The sequence below is a fragment of the Streptomyces sp. NRRL F-2580 genome (genome assembly GCF_000720115.1).
GTDB lineage: Bacteria > Actinomycetota > Actinomycetes > Streptomycetales > Streptomycetaceae > Streptomyces.
Window position 1 is genome coordinate 114,325 of the sequence record NZ_JOIR01000008.1, and the last position, 19,565, is coordinate 133,889.

Annotated in this window: 17 protein-coding genes; 5 read left to right on the forward strand and 12 right to left on the reverse strand. The window is 73.6% G+C overall.

Annotation, left to right across the window (positions count from 1 at the left end; all coding sequences use genetic code 11):
- Positions 1-442: 442 nt before the first annotated feature.
- Complete coding sequence (locus IF88_RS0110585) at positions 443-1,786, reverse strand: diaminobutyrate--2-oxoglutarate transaminase family protein (RefSeq protein WP_051836697.1); 1,344 nt, start codon at positions 1,784-1,786, stop codon at positions 443-445.
- Between the two features lie 303 nt (positions 1,787-2,089).
- Here IF88_RS0110585 and IF88_RS0110590 point away from each other — a divergent pair, with 303 nt between their 5' ends.
- Complete coding sequence (locus tag IF88_RS0110590; protein WP_030709648.1) at positions 2,090-3,259, forward strand: trypsin-like serine peptidase; 1,170 nt, start codon at positions 2,090-2,092, stop codon at positions 3,257-3,259.
- A gap of 104 nt (positions 3,260-3,363) precedes the next feature.
- On the opposite strand, the gene hflX is transcribed toward IF88_RS0110590, so the two are convergent.
- The 6 genes from hflX to miaA all read right to left on the reverse strand — a co-directional run bounded on the left by hflX (position 3,364) and on the right by miaA (position 11,403).
- Positions 3,364-4,869 carry a GTPase HflX gene (hflX, locus tag IF88_RS0110595; protein WP_030709650.1) on the reverse strand — a complete coding sequence of 502 codons (1,506 nt, stop codon included), beginning with the start codon at positions 4,867-4,869 and terminating at the stop codon, positions 3,364-3,366.
- Between the two features lie 139 nt (positions 4,870-5,008).
- The gene (locus tag IF88_RS0110600) at positions 5,009-6,520 is read right to left on the reverse strand and encodes a M1 family metallopeptidase (protein WP_037805654.1); all 1,512 of its coding nucleotides are present in this window, start codon (positions 6,518-6,520) and stop codon (positions 5,009-5,011) included.
- Between the two features lie 129 nt (positions 6,521-6,649).
- Entirely contained in the window at positions 6,650-8,731 is a 2,082-nt protein-coding gene (locus IF88_RS0110605; RefSeq protein ID WP_030709654.1) for a RelA/SpoT family protein, read from the reverse strand.
- Positions 8,732-8,871: 140 nt separating this feature from the next.
- Positions 8,872-9,747 (reverse strand): diaminopimelate epimerase, encoded by an 876-nt coding sequence (gene dapF / locus IF88_RS0110610; RefSeq protein WP_030709656.1) that lies wholly within the window; start codon positions 9,745-9,747, stop codon positions 8,872-8,874.
- A gap of 72 nt (positions 9,748-9,819) precedes the next feature.
- Positions 9,820-10,338, reverse strand: a complete 519-nt coding sequence (locus IF88_RS0110615; protein WP_037805656.1) for a hypothetical protein — start codon at positions 10,336-10,338, stop codon at positions 9,820-9,822.
- A gap of 126 nt (positions 10,339-10,464) precedes the next feature.
- Positions 10,465-11,403: a tRNA (adenosine(37)-N6)-dimethylallyltransferase MiaA gene (gene miaA, locus IF88_RS0110620; protein WP_030709660.1), complete on the reverse strand. Its 939-nt coding sequence runs from the start codon at positions 11,401-11,403 to the stop codon at positions 10,465-10,467.
- A gap of 208 nt (positions 11,404-11,611) precedes the next feature.
- Here miaA and IF88_RS0110625 point away from each other — a divergent pair, with 208 nt between their 5' ends.
- Together IF88_RS0110625 and IF88_RS0110630 are read left to right on the forward strand one after the other, a co-directional pair.
- Positions 11,612-11,827 carry a hypothetical protein gene (locus IF88_RS0110625; protein WP_030709662.1) on the forward strand — a complete coding sequence of 72 codons (216 nt, stop codon included), beginning with the start codon at positions 11,612-11,614 and terminating at the stop codon, positions 11,825-11,827.
- A 23-nt stretch (positions 11,828-11,850) separates the two neighbouring features.
- On the forward strand, positions 11,851-12,096 hold the full coding sequence (locus IF88_RS0110630; protein WP_030709664.1) for an antitoxin: 246 nt from the start codon (positions 11,851-11,853) through the stop codon (positions 12,094-12,096).
- A gap of 103 nt (positions 12,097-12,199) precedes the next feature.
- Here IF88_RS0110630 and IF88_RS0110635 read toward each other — a convergent pair whose 3' ends face one another.
- From IF88_RS0110635 to IF88_RS0110645, 3 genes are all read right to left on the reverse strand, one after another.
- Positions 12,200-12,922, reverse strand: a complete 723-nt coding sequence (locus tag IF88_RS0110635) for a hypothetical protein (RefSeq protein ID WP_030709666.1) — start codon at positions 12,920-12,922, stop codon at positions 12,200-12,202.
- Between the two features lie 133 nt (positions 12,923-13,055).
- Positions 13,056-14,591 (reverse strand): tRNA (N6-isopentenyl adenosine(37)-C2)-methylthiotransferase MiaB, encoded by a 1,536-nt coding sequence (gene miaB / locus IF88_RS0110640; protein ID WP_030709667.1) that lies wholly within the window; start codon positions 14,589-14,591, stop codon positions 13,056-13,058.
- Complete coding sequence (locus tag IF88_RS0110645) at positions 14,588-15,226, reverse strand: maleylpyruvate isomerase family mycothiol-dependent enzyme (RefSeq protein WP_030709669.1); 639 nt, start codon at positions 15,224-15,226, stop codon at positions 14,588-14,590. The genes miaB and IF88_RS0110645 overlap by 4 nt, the downstream gene beginning before the upstream one ends.
- Positions 15,227-15,356: 130 nt before the next feature.
- On the opposite strand from IF88_RS0110645, the gene IF88_RS0110650 reads away from it, so the two are divergent.
- Both IF88_RS0110650 and IF88_RS0110655 read left to right on the forward strand, forming a co-directional pair.
- A complete protein-coding gene (locus IF88_RS0110650) occupies positions 15,357-16,289 on the forward strand; it encodes a LysR family transcriptional regulator (protein WP_030709670.1) in 933 nt (310 codons plus the stop codon).
- A gap of 31 nt (positions 16,290-16,320) precedes the next feature.
- Complete coding sequence (locus tag IF88_RS0110655) at positions 16,321-17,316, forward strand: TAXI family TRAP transporter solute-binding subunit (RefSeq protein WP_030709672.1); 996 nt, start codon at positions 16,321-16,323, stop codon at positions 17,314-17,316.
- Positions 17,317-17,376: 60 nt separating this feature from the next.
- On the opposite strand, the gene IF88_RS0110660 is transcribed toward IF88_RS0110655, so the two are convergent.
- Positions 17,377-18,459 (reverse strand): ROK family protein, encoded by a 1,083-nt coding sequence (locus IF88_RS0110660; protein ID WP_420710934.1) that lies wholly within the window; start codon positions 18,457-18,459, stop codon positions 17,377-17,379.
- 21 nt (positions 18,460-18,480) lie between these two features.
- Positions 18,481-19,557 carry a LacI family DNA-binding transcriptional regulator gene (locus tag IF88_RS0110665; RefSeq protein ID WP_199808056.1) on the reverse strand — a complete coding sequence of 359 codons (1,077 nt, stop codon included), beginning with the start codon at positions 19,555-19,557 and terminating at the stop codon, positions 18,481-18,483.
- Between the last annotated feature and the right edge of the window lie 8 nt (positions 19,558-19,565).

Below are 19,565 nucleotides of genomic sequence, written 5' to 3' on the forward strand. Positions count from 1 at the left end.
CGGGGGGGCCGGGGGTAGCGGTGTCGGAAGACAGCACTGAAGCCGCCCACGGCTGCCGGTCTTCGACAGGACTGGCCGGGACGCTCACGGCCGGGCGTGGGGCAGCAGGGTCGGGGGCATCCGCGGAGGGCGGCCACGGCTGCCGGCCCTCGGTCGCGCTGGCCGGCGGGCTCCCGGCGGGGCCGGGGGTGGCGGTGTCGGGAGACAGCGCTGAAGCCGCCCACGGCTGGCTGTCGTCGGCAGGGTTGGCCGGCAGGCTCGCAGCGGCGTCGGGAGACGCTGCCGAGGGCGGCTGCGGCTGCCGGTGCTCGACTGGGCTCGGGGTCGGTGCTGCCGTTGGGGTTGGTGGCGTTGCGGGGGTGGGGTCCGTCAGCGAGGGCGGCTGGTGGGGGGTCGGGGTGGACTGGTGCGGGTCTGGCATCGCGGGTCCTCGGGGTGCGGGTCAGTGGGGGCGGCGGGCGGCAGCCGGGATGGCGTCGGCCAGGCGGTCCAGGACCGCTGCGGCCTGCTCGTCGGTCACGGTCAGCGGAGGGAGCAGGCGGACCACGGCGCCGTGGCGGCCACCGAGTTCGACGATCAGGCCGCGGTCGAGGCACTCCTGGCGGACGGCCGCGGCGAGGGCCGGTGCGGCGGCCCCCGTCTCGGGATCGACGAGTTCGACGCCGATCATCAGGCCGCGGCCCCGGACGTCCCCCATGCAAGGGTGGTCGGCGGCCAGCCCGCGCAGGGCCGACAGCATCCGCTCGCCGAGGACGGCGGCGCGCTCGGCGAGGCGGTTCTCGCGTACGAAGGCGAGCGTGGCGGTTCCGGCGGCCATGGCGAGCTGGTTGCCGCGGAAGGTTCCGGCATGGGCCCCGGGGGCCCAGACGTCCAGGCCGGACCGGTACACGATCACCGCGAGCGGCAAACTGCCCCCGATCGCCTTGGACAGGACCATCACGTCGGGGACCACCCCGGCGTGGTCGACGCCCCAGAATGCGCCGGTGCGGCCGACGCCCGTCTGCACCTCGTCGGCGATCAGCGGGATGCCCCTCGCGGCGGTGATCTCGCGCATCCGGCGCAGCCAGGCGTCCGGGGCCGGGATGACCCCGCCTTCGCCCTGGACCGGTTCGACGATCAGGCCGGCCGGGGCGGGCACGCCGCCCTTGGGGTCGTCCAGCAGGTTCTCCGTCCAGCGTGCGGCGAGTTCGGCACCCTCGGCGCCGCCGACTCCGAACGGGCAGCGGAAGTCCTGCGGGTACGGCAGCCGGGTCACCCGTACGTCCGGGGCGCCGCCCGAGGCGTCCAGCGCTCCTGCGGTCATGCCGTGGTAGGCCCCGGTGAAGGTGAGCAGCCCCGAGCGCCCTGTCGCGGTGCGCACCAGTTTGAGGGCGGCCTCCACGGCGTCCGTGCCGGCCGGCCCGCAGAACTGGATCCGCGCGTCGGCGGCCAGCGCCGGCGGCAGGTTCGTGAACAGCTCGGTGATGAAGGCGTCTTTGACCGGGGTCGCGAGGTCGAGGACGTGCAGCGGGGCCCCGGAGTCGAGGACGCCCCGGACGGCTTCGAGCACCACCGGATGGTTGTGTCCGAGCGCGAGGGTGCCGGCGCCGGAGAGGCAGTCGAGGTAGCGGCGGCCGTCCGCTCCCTCGATGGTCAGCCCGCGGGCGCGCACCGGGACGATGGGCAGGGAGCGCGCGTACGTCCGGGCGGCGGACTCCCGCTGTGCCTGCCTGCGCAGGATCCCGTCGGCGGCGACGGAGCCGCCGCGTTCGCCGCGCCCCTGCACCCGGCTGCCCTGTGGCGGCATTTGAGGCTCCTGCGGCGGGATCTGTGTCGCGGCCGCCGCCGCGGCCGGCTCGGTCAAAGCCACGAGTGTCGGTCCTCCCGCACTGAACGCTCTTCCGGATTGCGCCTCGAACACCAACGCTGCTCCCCCATCCCCCGTGCGTACCAACGACGGTGACGCCGACGGATCACGGGTGGCCCCAAGATCCTTGCCGTGCAAGGGGCGAGCGACAGGAACCACGGCCCCGGCCGGTGTCGTCCTGGGCGGCAGCGGCATAGTGGGGGCTGCACTCCACGCCTCGAAACCACCAGGGGGACGAACGACATGCGACCGAACCGACCGGTCACCGCGATCCTGTGCGCGGCCGCGCTCGCGCTGACCGCAGCTGCCTGCGGCCCCGGCGACGAGGAGGCCGGCGGCGACGCCAAGCCGACCGTGGCGGCGAGCCTCCCGGGCCCGGACGGGATCAAGATCCCGGACCAGCTCAAGGAGAAGCTCAAGGAGCGCGGTATAGACCTGGAGAAGTGGAAGGGGGGTGAGTGGAAGAACTGGAAGAAGGAGGACTGGCTCCGCGAGGCGGGCGACTACATCAACCCGATCATCGAGGGCCTGTGGGACCCGGACCGCATGCGTGACGCCGAGCAGCCGCAGCGTCCGGCCGTCGACCCGGACGCGGGCAAGGACCAGGGCGTCACCGACCCCGCTCCCGCCCCGGTGGCGGCCAAGCCGGCGAACGCGCCCTACCACCAGAGCGTTCCGGAGTCCGGCAAGGTCTTCTTCGACGGCCCCGAGGGCTCGATGGTCTGCTCCGCGACCGTGGTCAAGGACCCGGGGCACCCCGGTAAGTCGAACATGGTCTGGACCGCGGGCCACTGCGTGCACGCGGGCAAGTCCGGCGGCTGGTACCGCAATATCGCCTTCGTCCCGTCCTACAACAACGCGGGCAAGCCGTCGGCGCAGCTCAAGGGTGCGCCGCGCGAGCAGGTGGCCCCGTACGGCGTCTGGTGGAGCGACTGGGCGCAGACCTCGGACCAGTGGATCGCGACCGGTGGTCCGACCGGTGGCGCGGGTGCCCCGTACGACTTCGCGGTGCTGCACGTGACACCCGAGAAGGGCAGTGGCAAGTCCCTGGAAGAGGTCGTCGGTTCGGCGCTCCCGGTGGAGTTCGCCGCGCCGGCCGCGCCGAAGGTCGCGAGCATCACGGCGACGGGCTACCCGGCGGCGGCTCCGTTCGACGGCCAGAAGGCCTTCCAGTGCACGGACAAGCCGGGCCGACTGTCCCTGAACGCGACCGACCCGGCGATGTACCGCATCGGCTGCACCATGACCGGCGGTTCCTCCGGTGGCGGCTGGGTCGCGGCGGGCGCCGACGGCAAGCCGGCGCTGGTGTCGAACACCTCGATCGGCCCGGCCAAGGCCGGCTGGCTGGCCGGACCCCGGCTGGGTCCGGAGGCGAAGGGCGTCTTCGAGGCCGTCAGCCGCAAGTTCAAGTAGGTCAGGACCGGACGGGCGAGGGCCCCCTGCACACGGTGCAGGGGGCCCTCGCCCGTCAAGCCTTCAAACCGTCCGGTCGTTCAGCCGTCCGGCCGTCCGGCCGCTTACTGCTTCGCGAGCGCGTACGGCGCCAGGTCCGCCGCAAGCTCCTGGTGGACCCGCGCCTTGAGCAGGGTGCCGTCCGGGGTGTGCTCCTCGGAGATCACCTCGCCCTCGGCGTGTGCCTTGGCGACCAGCGAGCCGCGCGTGTACGGCACCATGGCCTCCACCTCGACCTCGGGCCGCGGCAGCTCGGAGTCGATGAGCGCGAGGAGCTCCTCGATGCCCATCCCCGTCCGCGCCGATACGGCGATCGAGTGCCGCTCGATCCGCAGCAACCGCTGCAGGACGAGCGGATCCGCGGCGTCCGCCTTGTTGATCACCACGATCTCGGGCACGTTGACCGCGCCGACCTCGCGGATCACCTCGCGCACCGCCGCCAGCTGCTCCTCTGGCGCCGGGTGCGAGCCGTCCACGATGTGCAGGATCAGGTCGGAGTCTCCGACCTCCTCCATCGTGGAGCGGAACGCCTCGACGAGGTGGTGCGGCAGGTGCCGGACGAAGCCGACCGTGTCGGCCAGGGTGTAGACCCGGCCGCTGGGCGTCTCGGCCCGGCGCACGGTCGGGTCGAGGGTGGCGAACAGTGCGTTCTCCACCAGGACGCCGGCGCCCGTGAGGCGGTTGAGCAGCGAGGACTTGCCCGCGTTGGTGTAGCCGGCGATGGCGACCGAGGGCACCTTGTTGCGGCGCCGTTCCTGCCGCTTGATGTCGCGGCCGGTCTTCATCTCCGCGATCTCCCGGCGCATCTTCGCCATCTTCTCGCGGATCCGTCGCCGGTCGGTCTCGATCTTGGTCTCACCGGGGCCTCGAGTGGCCATGCCGCCACCGCCGCCGCCACCCATCTGCCGGGACAGCGAGGCACCCCAGCCGCGCAGTCGCGGCAGCATGTACTGCATCTGCGCGAGGGCGACCTGTGCCTTGCCCTCTCGGGACTTGGCGTGCTGGGCGAAGATGTCGAGGATGAGCGCGGTCCGGTCGACCACCTTCACCTTGACGACGTCTTCGAGGGCGATGAGCTGGCCGGGGCTGAGTTCGCCGTCGCAGACGACGGTGTCGGCGCCGCTCTCCATGACGATGTCACGCAGCTCGCGCGCCTTGCCGGAACCGATGAAGGTGGCCGGGTCCGGCTTGTCGCGGCGCTGGATCACACCGTCGAGTACGAGGGCACCCGCGGTCTCGGCGAGGGCGGCGAGCTCCGCGAGGGAGTTCTCCGCGTCGTTCACCGTGCCGGAGGTCCAGACACCGACGAGAACGACGCGCTCCAAGCGCAGCTGCCGGTACTCGACCTCGGTGACGTCTTCGAGCTCGGTGGAGAGGCCGGCCACACGGCGCAGGGCCGCGCGCTCGGAGCGTTCGAACTGCTCGCCGTCCCGGTCTCCGTCGATCTCGTGGCTCCAGGCGACGTCCTCTTCCATCAGGGCATCGGCCCGAAGGCTCTCGGTGAAGCTCTGCGGGTCCCGCACGTCCTGTGCGTCCCGCGCGTCCTGGGAAGGGGAAGAAGAGGAGGTCATTGGATCCTTACGTCGATTCGAATAGCGCTGACACGTTAACGGGCACGCTAACTGTCACGTCCAACGTGTCACACCGCCCGGGGATTCCCCGAACGGCCTCGTCGATGGTGACATGCCCGTTCCTCGGCGGTCACACGCTTTATTTGGCGGACGCGCCTGACGTGCCGGACGTGCCGGCCTTGCCGGACGCGCCGGGCTTGCCGGGCTTGCGGGACGCGGCCGGGGTGCTCCACTCGGGGTGCCCGGGCATCGCCGGGGTGGTCTTGCCGTAGAGCCACGGCTCCAGGAAGGCCCCGAGGTCCCGGCCGGCCTCCTGCGAGGCCAGCCGTACGAAGTCCGCCGTGCCCGCGACGCCGTCCCGGTACTGCGAAACCCAGCGCCGCTCCAGCCGCTCGAAGGCCTCCGTGCCGATCTCCTGCCGCAGCGCGTAGAGGATCAGCGCCGCGCCGTCGTAGACCACCGGCCGGAAGAGCCCGATCTTCTCGCCGGGCGGGGCGGGCTTCGGGGCGGCCGGCGGGCCGCCCGCCGCGCGCCACTGGTCGGAGCGCTGGTACGCCTCGCGCATGCGCCGCTCCAGGGAGTACTTGCCGAGCCCGTCGGCGTACAGGGCCTCGTACCAGGTGGCGTGTCCCTCGTTGAGCCACAGGTCGGACCAGACCCGCGGCGTGACGCTGTCGCCGAACCACTGGTGGGCGAGCTCGTGGACCATCACGGACTCGACGTACCACTCGGGGTAGCCCTCGCCGGCGAAGAGGCTGTTCTCGAAGAGCGAGAGGGTCTGTGTCTCCAGCTCGAAGCCTGTCGTCGCCCGCGCGATCAGGACCCCGTAGTTCTCGAAGGGGTAGCGGCCGACGCGCTCCTCCATCCACGCGATGTGCCCCGCGGTCTTCTGCAGCCAGGGGGCCAGCCGCTCCCGGTCCGCCTCGGGAACCACGTCGCGCAGCGGCAGCCCGTGCGGGCCGGTGCCGTGCACGACGGCGGACTTGCCGACCGAGACCTGGGCCAGTTCGGTGGCCATGGGGTGCCTGGTGCGGTACGTCCACGTCGTCGAGGGGCCGAAGCGCAGGGTGGGGACCACGGGCACCCCGTTGGCGACGGCCGTGAGCCCGGCCGGGGCGGTGATCCGGAAGGTGAAGAACGCCTTGTCGGCGGGGTGGTCGTTGCAGGGGAAGACGCGGTGGGCGGCGTCCGCCTGGTTGGCCATGGCCAGGCCGTCCTCGGTGGGCACCCAGCCGCCGTCGCCGCGTCCGCGCGGGTCACTGGTGTGCCGGACGGTGATGTGCAGCGGCGCCTGGTCCACCACCGCCCGCGCGGGGGTCAGTACGAGGTCCTCCCCCACGGTCTCGAACCGGGCCGGCTCCCCGTTGACCTCGGCGGACGCCACTTTTCCGTGGGTGAAGTCCAGGTTGATGCGCTCCAGCGGCTCCAGCGCGCGGGCTTCGATGACGGTGACCGCGTCGAGCGGGCTCCGGTTGTCCTTGTACGCGAAGGACAGGTCGTACGAGAGCACGTCGTACCCGGGGTTCCCGAGCTCCGGGAACAGCGCGTCGCCGATGCCCAGCGGCTTCGGCGGGGGCAGTACGGCGGCGACGAGGGTCAGGGAGGCCGCGGCGAGCAGGGCGGCGCGCAGGCGGGGGGAGGAGAGCTGCATCCACCACCGCTTACCAGTGACCGCCCCACGGCCGTGTACGGCGCGCGACGGATCCACCCGAACGGGGACGTCCGCGGCCGTCCCGGCCTACACCCGTGCCGTCCCGGCCTACGCCCGTGCCGTCCCGGCCTACGCCCGGCTGACGTCGTACACGCCCGGCACGTCCCGCATCGCACGCATCAGCGCGGGCAGGCCGGTCGCGTCCGGCAGCTGGAGGGTGTAGCTGTGCCGGACCCGCTGCTCGACCGGGGGTTCCACGGTCGCGGAGACGACCTCGACCCCCTCACGGGCGATGGCCTCGGTGAGGTCGGCCAGCAGGTGCGGGCGCCCGAACGATTCAGCGAGCAGGGTGACCCGGCAGTCGGCCGTGGCCCGCCAGTGCACGGCGACGGAGGTGCGCCCCACGGCGCGCATCTGCGCCACCGCCGCGCAGTGGATGCGGTGCACGGTGACGGCCCCGCCGCGGACCAGGAAACCGGCGACGGCGTCGGGCGGCACCGGGGTGCAGCATCCCGCCAGCCGCACGGTGGCGTCCGGCAGGTCGGCGACGGCGTTGCCCCCGCCGCCCCGGGCGCCGACCACCGACAGCGGCGCCCGCGCGGCCGAGGTGGTGGACATCGCCCGGTCGGGATGGGATTCGAGCCAGCTGCTGATGGCGATCCGGGCGGCCGGGGTCCGCGCGTGGTCCAGCCATTCGGCGGCCGGGCCCGAGGAGGCGTCCTGCGCGAGCAGCAGCTGCACGGTGTCCCCGTCGGACAGCGGGGAGGACAGGGAGGCGAGGCGCCCGTTCACGCGGGCGCCGATACAGCCGTGGGCCGCCTCGCCGTGCTGGGCGTAGGCGGCGTCGATACAGCTGGCCCCGGCCGGCAGGCCCAGCGTGCCCCCGTCGGCCCGGAAGACGGTGATCTCCCGGTCCTGGGCCAGCTCCGCGCGCAGCACGCTCCAGAAGGTGTCGGGGTCGGGTGCGGACTGCTGCCAGTCGAGCAGGCGGGACAGCCAGCCGGGCCGCGTGGGGTCCGCGCGCTCCTCGTCGGGGTCGGCGGCGGCGTCGGGCGTCGCGGTGGCGTACGGGTTGCCGAGGGCCACCACGCCGGCCTCGGCGACGCGGTGCATCTGCCGGGTCCGCACGATGACCTCGGCCACGTAGCCCTCGGGCGTGGCGACGGCGGTGTGCAGCGACTGGTAGAGGTTGAACTTCGGGGTGGCGATGAAGTCCTTGAACTCCGAGACGACCGGGGTGAAGCAGGTGTGCAGCTCGCCCAGGACCGCGTAGCAGTCGGCGTTCTCGCCGACGAGGACGAGGATGCGGCCGAAGTCGGAGCCGCGCAGCTCGCCGCGCGTCCGGGCGATCCGGTGCACCGAGACGAAGTGTCGTGGCCTGACCTGTACCTCGGCGGCGATGCCGGCGTCGCGCAGGACGGCGCGTACGGAGTCGGCGATGCCGGGCAGCGGGTCGCGTTCCCCGGCATGGGCCGCGATGAGCGCGCGGGTGCTCTCGTACTCCTCGGGGTGCAGGATCGCGAAGACGAGGTCTTCCAGCTCGGTCTTCAGGGCCTGGACGCCGAGCCGTTCGGCGAGCGGGATGAGGACGTCGCGGGTGACCTTGGCGATGCGGGCCTGTTTCTCGGGGCGCATCACGCCGAGGGTGCGCATGTTGTGCAGCCGGTCGGCGAGTTTGATGGACATGACGCGGACGTCGTTGCCGGTGGCGACGAGCATCTTGCGGAAGGTCTCGGGCTCGGCGGCGGCGCCGTAGTCGATCTTCTCGACCTTGGTGACGCCGTCGACGATGAAGCAGACCTCGTCGCCGAACTCCGCGCGGACCTGATCGAGGGTCACCTCGGTGTCCTCGACGGTGTCGTGGAGCAGAGAGGCCGTCAGAGTGGTGGTCTCGGCGCCGAGTTCGGCGAGGATCAGGGTGACGGCGAGCGGATGTGTGATGTACGGCTCACCACTTTTTCGCATCTGACCGCGGTGCGAGGTCTCCGCGAGGAGATACGCGCGGCGCAGAATGGACAAATCGGCGTCCGGGTGGTGGGCGCGATGTGCCTCGGCGACGTGGCCGATCGCGTCCGGGAGCCGGTCCCGGGACGTCGGCCCGAGCAGGGCCGCGCGCCCGAGCCGGCGCAGATCGAGCCTGGTCCGGCCCCGTCTGCGGAGCTCAGGGCGCGCTTCGGGGTGTGCTTCGGGGTTCGTGGCCTCTGCACTCATGGGCACCTCCGGCGGCTTCGACCGGCGGTGGCGGGCATGGGGTGAGCCCTCAGGGCCGGTGCCTGATGTTACCGACCCCACCACGTGGCGCAGTCCACCTCTCGCTCAGCGTGAAACGGATCACCCATTAGAGGGAAGCTTCAGGCGAAAGCCGTTTCGGTGAGCCAGGCCTCGTCGAACTCGCCCGTGGCCACGATCACGGCCGGTCCGGTCATGTCGATCTGCCCGTCGGGGTGTTCGGTGATGAGCAGGGTTCCGCCCGGGAGGTCGACGGTGTACGTGACCGGTGCGCCGGTGACGGCCGGGTCGACGCCGTCGCGGCGGATGGTGGCCACGGCGACGGCGCAGGCGCCGGTGCCGCAGGAGCGGGTCTCGCCGGAGCCGCGCTCGTGGACGCGCATGGCGACGTGGCGGGGGCCGCGGTCGACGACGAACTCGACATTGACGCCCGTCGGGTACGCGGACTCCGGGCTGAAGGGCGGGGCGGTGTAGAGGGTCCCGGCGTCGTCGAGGCTTTCAACGAAGGCCACGGCGTGCGGGTTCCCCATGTTCACGTTGCGCGCGGGCCAGCTCCGGGAGCCGACGCTGACCGTCACCTCGCCCTCGGGAAGTGCCGCGCGGCCCATGGAGACGGTGACGTCGCCGGTCTTGTCGAGGTGGACCCGCTTGATCCCGCCGCGGGTGGCGATCGCCAGGTCCCCGGGCTCGACGTGGCCGGCGTACTGGAGGTAGCGGGCGAAGACGCGCACGCCGTTGCCGCACATCTCGGCGATGGATCCGTCGCTGTTGCGGTAGTCCATGAACCACTCCGCCTCGTCGGCGAGGTGCGCCGCCTCCGGGTGCGCGGCGGACCGGACGACGTGCAGGACACCGTCCGCGCCGATCCCGGCCCGCCGGTCGCACAGCCTCGCGACCGCGGACGCGGGCAGCTCGACGGCGTTGTCCGGGTCCGGGACGATCACGAAGTCGTTCTCGGTGCCGTGGCCCTTGAGGAAGGAGAGGGTGCGCTGAGTCACCCGCCCATGGTAGCGAGGCGCGGCTCAGCGGCGCCGCGCGGTCCAGTACGCGGACCCGTGCGGGAGGTCCGGTCAGCGGAGCCGGGCGACCCGGTACACGGCGAGGGACACGACGGCCAGCGCGATCACGGCGTACAGCGCGGCCATGCGCCAGTCGGGGCGGCGGCCGCTCCCCCGGGCCGGGAGCCCGGGCCAGGTGTAGCCGACCCTTCGGGCGGCCATCATCCCCCAGCCTCCGGCGCAGCAGCTGAGCAGGAAGCCGAGCATGGCGACCACGGCTCCGCCGTCGCCGAATTCGAACGCGAGCGGGAAGGCGAACATCAGGGAACCGGCGGCGGCGAGCACCGCGATGGGGGCGATCTGCCACAGGCGCAGGCGGCGCTGCGGGCGCAGCTCGACCTCGAACTCGGGGACGGCGGCCGCCTCGGCCTCGGCGGTGTCCGGGGCGTCCGGGCCGTCGGGGGTCAGCCGCGCGGGGTTCGCGGGCAGCCCGAGGCCCGCGGGCCCGTCCGTGCCGTCGAGAAGCGTCGGATCCGCTTCCCGCCGGGTGTCGTCCCGCCCGGTGTCGCGAGGGCCGGCCTCCATCGCCACGCGCCCTCCCCACTCGGACTCAGTGCGCCGCCATTCACCGCAGGTGACCGCACCCGCAGGAGTTTGATGATGGCACGCCCCCGGCCCCGCAACCGGCGCCCGGGGCGTCCCGATGCCATCACGTGATCAGGCTGTGACCGCTCGTTCGACCAACGACTGCGCGAGTCCGGGGAGTTCCCCCCGGTCGGCGGCGGCTCCGCTGAGCCAGTGCACGCGCGGGTCGCGGCGGAACCAGGAGTCCTGGCGGCGGGCGAACCGCTTGGTCGCCCGGACGGTCTCCGCCCTGGCCTCGTCCTCGGTGCACTCCCCGGCAAGCGCGGCGAGTACCTGCTGGTAGCCGAGCGCCCTGGAAGCGGTGATTCCGTCGCGCAGCCCGCGGGCCTCCAGCGCGCGGACCTCGTCCACCAGGCCGGCCTCCCACATCCGGTCCACGCGCAGCGCGATCCGCTCGTCGAGCTCCGGCCGGGCGACGTCGACGCCGATCTGCACGGTGTCGTAGACGGACTCGTGACCGGGCAGGTTGGCCGTGAACGGGCGTCCGGTGATCTCGATGACCTCCAGCGCGCGCACGATGCGGCGGCCGTTGCTGGGCAGGATGGCCTGGGCGGCGGCCGGGTCGGCGGCGGCGAGCCGGGCGTGCAGGGCTCCGGAGCCGCGCAGCGTGAGCTCGTCCTCCAGCCGGGCGCGGACCTCGGGGTCGGTGCCGGGGAACTCCATGACGTCCAGGGCGCCGCGGACGTACAGACCGGAGCCGCCGACGACCACGGGCGTACGGCCCTCGGCGAGCAGTTTGTCGATCTCCACGCGGGCCAGGCGCTGGTACTCGGCCACGTTCGCGGTGTCGGTGACGTCCCAGATGTCGAGGAGGTGGTGCGGGACCCCGCCTCGCTCCTCGGTCGTCAGCTTGGCGGTGCCGATGTCCATCCCCCGGTACAGCTGCATGGAGTCGGCGTTGACGACTTCGCCGTCGAATTGGCGGGCCAGGGCGACGCCCAGGTCGGACTTTCCTGCCGCGGTGGGACCGACGACGGCGATGACCCGCGGGGCGGGGGCTGCTTTCCTCACCGCCCCAGTCTCTCAGCCCCTGGTCAAGACGCGGCCATGTACCCGATCGAGTTACGTGACGGAGCGGGGGTGGGGTCGTTGCCCTGGCGAGGTTCCGGCCCGGTGTGCGCCGTGCGTACCCCTTGCACATGCCCGGCGTACGCCTTGCGGAGGCCGGTTCGGTACGCGGCGGAACCTCACTCACACGAGTAACGTTATAGGAGGAGACATGGGCGTTTTTGACTGGTTTTTTCGTCGTAAGGACGAGGTCGCGACCGAGGAGGTCGCTGCCGAGGCCGTGACGGTGGAGTCCGGTGCGGCCGAAGAGGCCGAGGCCGAGCCGGCGGTTGCGGAGGCTCCGGCGGTGGAAGCCGTGGAGATCCCGAAGCAACAGTCGGCCGAGGTGGCCGCGGACAGCGAAGCCGGCGAGGGCGCCCGCACGTAGCGACCGCCAACGGAAGGTGACCCATGGGCCTGCTGGACAATCTGAAGGCCAAGCTCGGTCCGGCGAAGGACAAGGTCGGCGACCTCGCCCAGAAGAACGAGGGCAAGATCGCCGAGGGCCTGGACAAGGTGGCCAAGGTCGTGGACTCCAAGACCCACGGCAAGTACAGCGACCGGATCACGAGCGGTACGGGCAAGGCGAAGGACGCCCTGGGCAAGATCGCACACAAGGACACCCCCGGCGGTACGACGCCGCCGGCCACCTCCTGACGCGGTCCCGGAAGGGGCGCGGGACCAGCAGCTACTGCCGGTCCCGCGCCCCTTCGCCGTTTTCCGGGCCTACGGCCGGTGCGTGCGCGCGGCCGGTACGCGCCTACGACCAGGCGGCGACGAAGTACCCGACCCCGTACGGCGCGTCCTCGTACAGCAGCCGGCCTTCGAGGCCGGCGCCCTCGGCGGCGCCGGCCAGCACCTGCCAGGGGGCCCGGCCGGCGGCTTGGAGTTCGGCCGCGAGTTCGGCGTCGAGGGCGGCGAGGGCGGCCGCGTCGGCGGCGCCCAGGGCGCGGGCGGCGGCCGCGTCGAAGGCGGCGGCGCGCTCGTCGAGGTAACCGGGGGCCTTGAGGGTCCGGCAGGCGCTGCCGTCCCCGAGGACCAGCATGGCCACGCGTTCGGCGGAGGCGCCCAGGTCCGCGCCGAGCAGGCCGCAGCCGCTCGGGGCGAGGTCCGCGGCGACGGCAACACCGGCGACCGGGGCGGCCGCCCAGCGGGCCTGGCCGAGCAGCCAGCCGGCCACCGCGAGGGAAGCCGGCAGGGTGTCCCCGGTGGCGTGGTCGCTCGGCGGTTCGCCCAGGTTGGGGCCCAGGGTGACGGTCAGGTCCACGCCGAACCCGGCGAAGCCGCCGGGGGTGCCCTGGTCGTACGCGCCGCCCTCGGCGGCGGCCCCGACCACGACCAGCAGGTCGGGCCGGGAGGCGGCGAGCACCGCCAGGGCGTCGGAGCAGGCGGTGCGGGCGTCGCCGAGTTCGGCGGCGGCCCCCGCGGCGACCTCCGGCACGAGCAGCGGCGGGGCGGGACAGACGGCGGCGGCTACGAGCATGATCCGCAGCCTAACGCCAGCGCGGCTCGGGCGGGCGGCCGTGCGGCTTGGGCGCCGCCGCCCGCGCGCATTCAAGCCCGGGGCTCTCCGCCCCGGACCCTCCCCCGGACTCCGTCCGGGGGACCCCCGCGCCTCAGACGCCGGCGGGGCTGGAATCAGCCACCGCGCAGCCCGAGGTGGTGGCCGGGAGGGGGGCCGGGACGCCGAGGGTCGGGATGCCGAGCATGACGCCCGCGGGCTGGGCCGGGGCGGCGTTGCGCTTCTCCCAGGCGTCGCCGGCGCGGGTGCGGCGCACGGTGAGCGTCGGGCCCTCGGCCAGCAGGTGGTGCGGGGCCGCGTAGGTGATGTCCACGGTGACCACGTCGCCCGGGCGGACCTCCGCCTCCGGCTTCGTGAAGTGGACCAGGCGGTTGTCGGGGGCGCGGCCCGACAGGCGGTGGGTGGCGCCGTCCTTGCGGCCCTCGCCCTCCGCGACCATGACCTCCAGGGTGCGGCCGACCTGCTTCTTGTTCTCCTCCCAGGAGATCTCCTCCTGGAGGGCGACCAGGCGCATGTAGCGGTCCTGCACGACCTCCTTGGGGATCTGCCCGTCCATGTCGGCGGCGGGGGTGCCGGGCCGCTTGGAGTACTGGAAGGTGAAGGCGTTCGCGAAGCGGGCCTCGCGCACGGTGTGCATGGTCTGCTGGAAGTCCTCCTCCGTCTCACCGGGGAAGCCCACGATGATGTCGGTGGAGATCGCGGCGTGCGGGATCGCGGCGCGGACCTTCTCGATGATGCCGAGGAACCGCTCCTGCCGGTACGAGCGGCGCATCGCCTTGAGGATCGGGTCCGAGCCGGACTGCAGCGGCATGTGCAGCTGCGGCATCACGTTCGGCGTCTCGGCCATCGCCGCGATCACGTCGTCCGTGAAGTCGCGCGGGTGCGGGGAGGTGAAGCGGACCCGCTCCAGGCCCTGGATCTGGCCGCAGGCGCGCAGCAGCTTGCTGAAGGCCTCGCGGTCGCCCAGGTCGGAGCCGTAGGCGTTCACGTTCTGTCCGAGCAGGGTGATCTCCGAGACGCCCTCGGCGACCAAGGCCTCCACCTCGGCGAGGATGTCGCCGGGCCGGCGGTCCTCCTCCTTGCCGCGCAGCGCCGGGACGATGCAGAAGGTGCAGGTGTTGTTGCAGCCGACGGAGATCGAGACCCAGGCGGCGTACGCGGACTCGCGGCGGGTCGGGAGCGTGGAGGGGAACGCCTCCAGCGACTCGGCGATCTCGACCTGCGCCTCTTCCTGGATGCGGGCGCGCTCCAGCAGCACGGGGAGCTTGCCGATGTTGTGCGTACCGAAGACGACGTCGACCCACGGGGCCTTCTTGACGATCGTGTCGCGGTCCTTCTGCGCGAGGCAGCCGCCGACCGCGATCTGCATGCCGGGGCGCTTGGTCTTCATCGGGGCCAGCCGGCCGAGGTTGCCGTACAGCTTGTTGTCGGCGTTCTCGCGGACCGCGCAGGTGTTGAAGACCACGACGTCGGCGTCGCCGTCGGAGCCCTCGGGCGCCCTGACGTAGCCGGCGTCCTCCAGCAGACCGGAAAGCCGCTCGGAGTCGTGCACGTTCATCTGGCACCCGTAGGTGCGCACCTCGTAGCTTCGCTTCTCGTCCACTGCCTGGCTCCGGTCGCTGCTGGTCATGCAACAAGGGTAGGCGGTACCCGGGAGCCCTCCGGTCCCCCGTGCAGCCGGCCCTCGGGGAGCCGGCGGCCGAAGAGGAGCAGCAGCAGGTCCTGGGCGTTCCCGTAGAGGGGCGTTCCGTTTCCGTGGGACCAGTCGAGGTCGTCGGCGCACAGCCGGAGGCCGGTCAGGTCCGCGCCGAAGAAGCGCAGGGTGCGGGGGGTGACGGCGTCGAGGAGGAGCCGCAGCCGGTCCTCGGGGACGCGGCGCGGGTGGCCGAGTGCGGTGGTGATGTCGAGGCCGTGGACCACGTCGTGGGCGAGGGCCCCGGTGGGGCCGGCGGCGGGGGGCTTCCAGGGGTGGCCGGCGTTCTCGCGGAGCAGCGCGGCGAGCTCGCGCGGGCCGAAGGCGGCGGCGTCGCGGCGCGCGGTGCGGTCGGTCATCCGGTGCAGGTTCCCGCGGGCCCGCAGCAGCTCGGCGGCGAAGCCGGGGAGGGAGGTGCGGAACCCGAGCGACATGTGGGCGGCGACCTCCCGGACGCGCCAGCCGCCGCAGAGGGACGGGACGTCCCATTGGGCCGGGGCGAGGGCGTCGAGTACGTCGGCCAGCTCGCGGCGTTCGGCGGCGACGGCCGCGGCGATCGTACGGCGGCTCACGGATCGGCTCACGGGGTGGGAGGCGGGGCCGGGCGCGGGTTGCGGTGTTGATCGGCTCATGGAACCAGGCTCGGCCGCCGCCCCGCATAAGTCCAAGAGCGGGTTCTTCTGCGATCTAGAATCAGCGGTTATGGAATTGGCTCAGCTGCGCTATTTCGTGGCGGTGGTGGAGGAGGGCAGCTTCACCCGGGCCGGAACGCGGCTGCACGTCTCCCAGCCGGGGGTGAGCGCACAGATACGCCGGCTGGAACGGGAGCTGGGGCAGCGGCTGCTCGACCGGTCCGGGCGGCGGGTCACGCCGACCGAGACGGGCGAGGCCGTCCTCTCGTACGCGCGGGCCGCGCTCGCGGCGGTGGAGGGGGTGCGGCGGACGGCCGAGGAGTTCTCCGGGCTGCTGCGCGGGCGGGTGGCCCTCGGGCTGATCCCGGGCGCGGCCGGGGCGGCGATGGACGGGTTCGACGTGGTGGAGACGCTCGGGAACTTCCACGACGAGCACCCCCGGGTGGAGATCGCGCTGTCCGAGGACACCTCGGAGCGGATGCTGGCCGCCCTGCTGCGCGGGGAGCTGGACCTGGCGGTGGTCGGCCTCGGCGGGGAGCCGCCTCCGGGGATCTCCTGCCAGGTGCTGCTCGACGAACCCCTGGTGGCGGCGGTCCGGGCGGACGATCCCCTCCTGGCCCAGTCCGTGTACGGCGGGATCCCGCTGGCGGCGCTGCGCGAGCGGGCGCTGATCAGCCTGCCGCGCGGGACGGGACTGCGCGGGGTGCTGGAGCGGGCGTGCGCGGAGGCGGGGTTCGCGCCGCGGGTGGAGTTCGAGGCGGCGGCGCCCACGGTGCTGGTCCGGCTGGCCGCGCGGGGGCTGGGGGTGGCCGTGGTGCCGTCCGGGGCGGAGTCCGGCGCGGGCTCACGGGCCGGCGGCGGACTGTGCGCGCTGCGGATCACCGAGCCGGCGCTGAACGGGCGGGTGGCGCTGGCCTGGCGCACGGCCGGGCCGGCCGGACCCGCCGCCCGCAGGCTGCTGGGACGGCTGCGCGCGGAGGCCCCCGGACGGCCCGCGCCGTGACAGGAGGGCGGTCGGGTGGCAGGATCGCGCCATGCCTCTCGTACCGCCCCGGATCAGCAGGCGCCACGCCCTGCGGGTCCTGGTGGCCGTACTGGCCGTGCTCGGGGTCCTCACCTGGTGGTTGAAGCCCTTCGGGGAACCGGAGCTGCACGGCGAGCTGACCTTCAGCACGGGCGCCCGGACCGGCGTCTACCACCGGTACGGGCAGCTGCTGCAGCAGGCGCTCGCGCGGGACGCGCCCGGCGTGGACGTCCATCTGGAGACCAGCGAGGGCTCACAGGAGAACCTGAAGCGGGTGGCCTCCGGTGAGGCGGACTTCACGGTGGCGACCGCGGACGCGGTCGCCAAGTACCAGCTCGACGGGAAGCCGCGCGCGGACCTGCTGCGCGGGGTCGCCCGGCTCTACGACGACTACGTGCAGCTGGTGGTGCCGGCCGATTCCGCGGTGCAGTCGGCCCGGGACCTGAAGGGCAAGCGGGTCGCGATCGGCCAGCCGGGGTCCGGGGTGCGGCTCGTCTCGGAGCGGCTCCTGAAGGCGGCCGGGCTGGACCCGGTGCTGGACATCACGCCGGTGTCCATAGGGATCGACACCATGCCGGCCGAGTTGGAGGCGGGCCGGATCGACGCCTTCTTCTGGTCCGGCGGCCTGCCGACGAACGCGGTGCGCGAGCTGTCGGAGCGGTACCAGATCCGGCTCGTGCAGCTCGGCGACCTGGTGGAGCAGTTGCAGGGCAGCGGCAGTCCGGCGCGCTACTACCGGACGGCGGTCATGCCGCAGGACGCGTACGCGCGGGCGCGCAACACCAGTGCGGTGACGACCCTGGCCGTGCCGAACCTGCTGGTGACCACGGCGGAGACGGACCCGAAGCTGACGGAGCAGCTGACGCGGACGGTGATCCTCGGCCGCGACCTCGTCGGGCGCGAGGTGCACGCGGCGCAGCTGGTGGACCTGCGGACGGCGATCTACACCGATCCCCTGGACCTGCACGAGGGGGCGGGCCGGTACTACCGGTCGGTCAAGCCCTGAGGTCCCCTACGAGCCCTACGAGGCCGAGCCGGAGGCCGAGCCGGAGGCCGAGCCGAGGTCCTACGAGGACGGCGGCGACGGCAGCAGCATCATCGCCGCGGCGGCCGCGCCGATCAGGCCCGCGTGCGTGCCCAGGGTCGCCGGGACCACCCGGAGTTCCTTGACGAAGGAGAGCGTGGCGTAGGCCGCGAGGTGGGTGCGGATCGGGGCGAAGAGGATGTCGCCGGAGGCGGCGACCCCGCCGCCGATGACGGCGATGTCCGTTTCGACGAGGGTCGCGGTGGCGGCGACGGCGGCGGCCAGCGCACGGCCCGCGCGGTCGAAGGCGGCCAGGGCGATCGGGTCGCCCGCGGCGGCGGCCGCGGCCACGCCGGCGGCCGAGGCGTCCCGCGCGCTCCCCGCGCCGTTCGCGGGGTCCGCCTGGTCCGCCGTGCTCCCGCTGTCCGCTCCGGTCCCGCCGTTCACGGCTCCGGCCGGGGTCCAGCCCTGCTCCCGGGCCCAGCGGGCGATCGCCGTGCCGGACGCGATCGACTCGACGCAGCCGCGGCTGCCGCAGACGCACGGCTCGCCGTCGAAGGCCACGCTGATGTGGCCGATGTGCCCCGCGTTGCCCGTGGGGCCGGGGTGCAGCTGGTTGTTCAGGATGAGGCCGCCGCCCACGCCCGTGGAGACCACCATGCAGAGCGCGTTCGCGTGGCCCCGGGCCGCGCCCAGCCAGTGCTCGGCGGCGGTCATCGCCACGCCGTCCCCGGCCAGTACGGTCGGCAGCTCGGCCCCGCGCGCCGCGAGCTCCGCCGCGACCCGGGCCTGGACCGGGAACTCGCGCCACGCCCCGATGTTCACCGGGCTGACCGTGCCCCGGGAGGTGTCCACCGGGCCGGCGCTGCCGATGCCGCAGCGGACGGCCGAGGTCCACAGCGGGGAGCCGGACAGGTCGGCGACGACCTCGGTCACCGCCGCCATGACCCCCTCCGCGTCCACGCCGCGCGGGGTCGCCCGGCGGGTGGTGGCGGTCATCGTGCCGTCGGGGTGCACCAGCGCACCGGCGATCTTCGTACCGCCGATGTCGATCGCCACCGTCAGGCCGGCGGCCGCCGCGGCGGCGGCGCGCGGTGCGGGGAAGGGGGCGGTGGGGGTGATCACGGTGGCGGCTCCAGGAAGGGTTCAGGATTCAGTATGCGCCGGGGGCGGCGCCGTGCTCTCGCGAGGCTCCAGTCGCGGCTGCTCGCTGATCCGGACCCCGGGCGGGCCGCCCGCGAGGACGGCGAGGAGTTCCTCGGCGGCGAGCCGGCCGAAGCCTGCGGTGTCGCGCACGAGGGCGGTGAGCCGGGGGTGGGTGACCCGGCAGAGCGCGGAGTCGTCCCAGGCCACGATGGACAGCCGGCGCGGGACGGGGATGCCCAGCTCGGCGGCGACCGCGCTCCCGGCGACGGCCATCACGTCGTTGTCGTAGACGAGCGCGGTGGGCGGCCGGAGCTCGGCGAGGACCCGGCGGGTGGCGGCGGCCCCCTCGGCGTCGGAGTAGTCGGTGACCACCGAGCGCACTTGGTCCGGGCCGAGCCCGCGGCGCGCGGCCTCCGTCCGCAGGGAGTCCATCCGGCGGACCGTGTGGGCGAGGCCGGGGAGCCCCGCGATGTGGACGATCCGGCGGTGGCCCAGCCCGTGGAGGTGGTCCAGGACCTGGGCCATGGCCCCGGCGTCGTCGGCCCGGACCGCCGAGACCACTGCGGGCGCGGGGACCACCGCGGGCTCCGGCTCCGGCTCCGGCTCCGGCTCCGGCTCGCCGATGGTGACCGCGGGCAGGCCCAGCTGCGCGAGGAGCGCCGGGCGCGGATCCCGCATGCGCGGGTCGACGACGAGGACCCCGTCGACCCTCCGCTCGGCCCACCAGCGCCGGTAGACCGCGCATTCGGCCTCGATGTCCTCGACGACCTGGAACAGCAGGGCGGTCCGGGCGGCGGAGAGGACCTCCTGGATGCCGGAGACGAGCTGGAGGAAGAAGGACTCGACGCCGAGCGTGTGCGCGGGCCGGGCGAGGACCAGCCCGACGGCGCCGGACCGTTCGCCGGAGAGGGCGCGGGCGGCGCTGTTGGGCTGCCAGCCGAGTTCCTCGGCGACGCGGCGGATCCGGGCCCGGGTGTCCTGCGAGACGCCGGGCCGGTCGTTGAGCGCGAACGACACGGCGCTCTCCGACACCCCGGCCTGCCGGGCGATGTCCTTGATCGTGGGTCTGCGGGCCATGGCCTGCC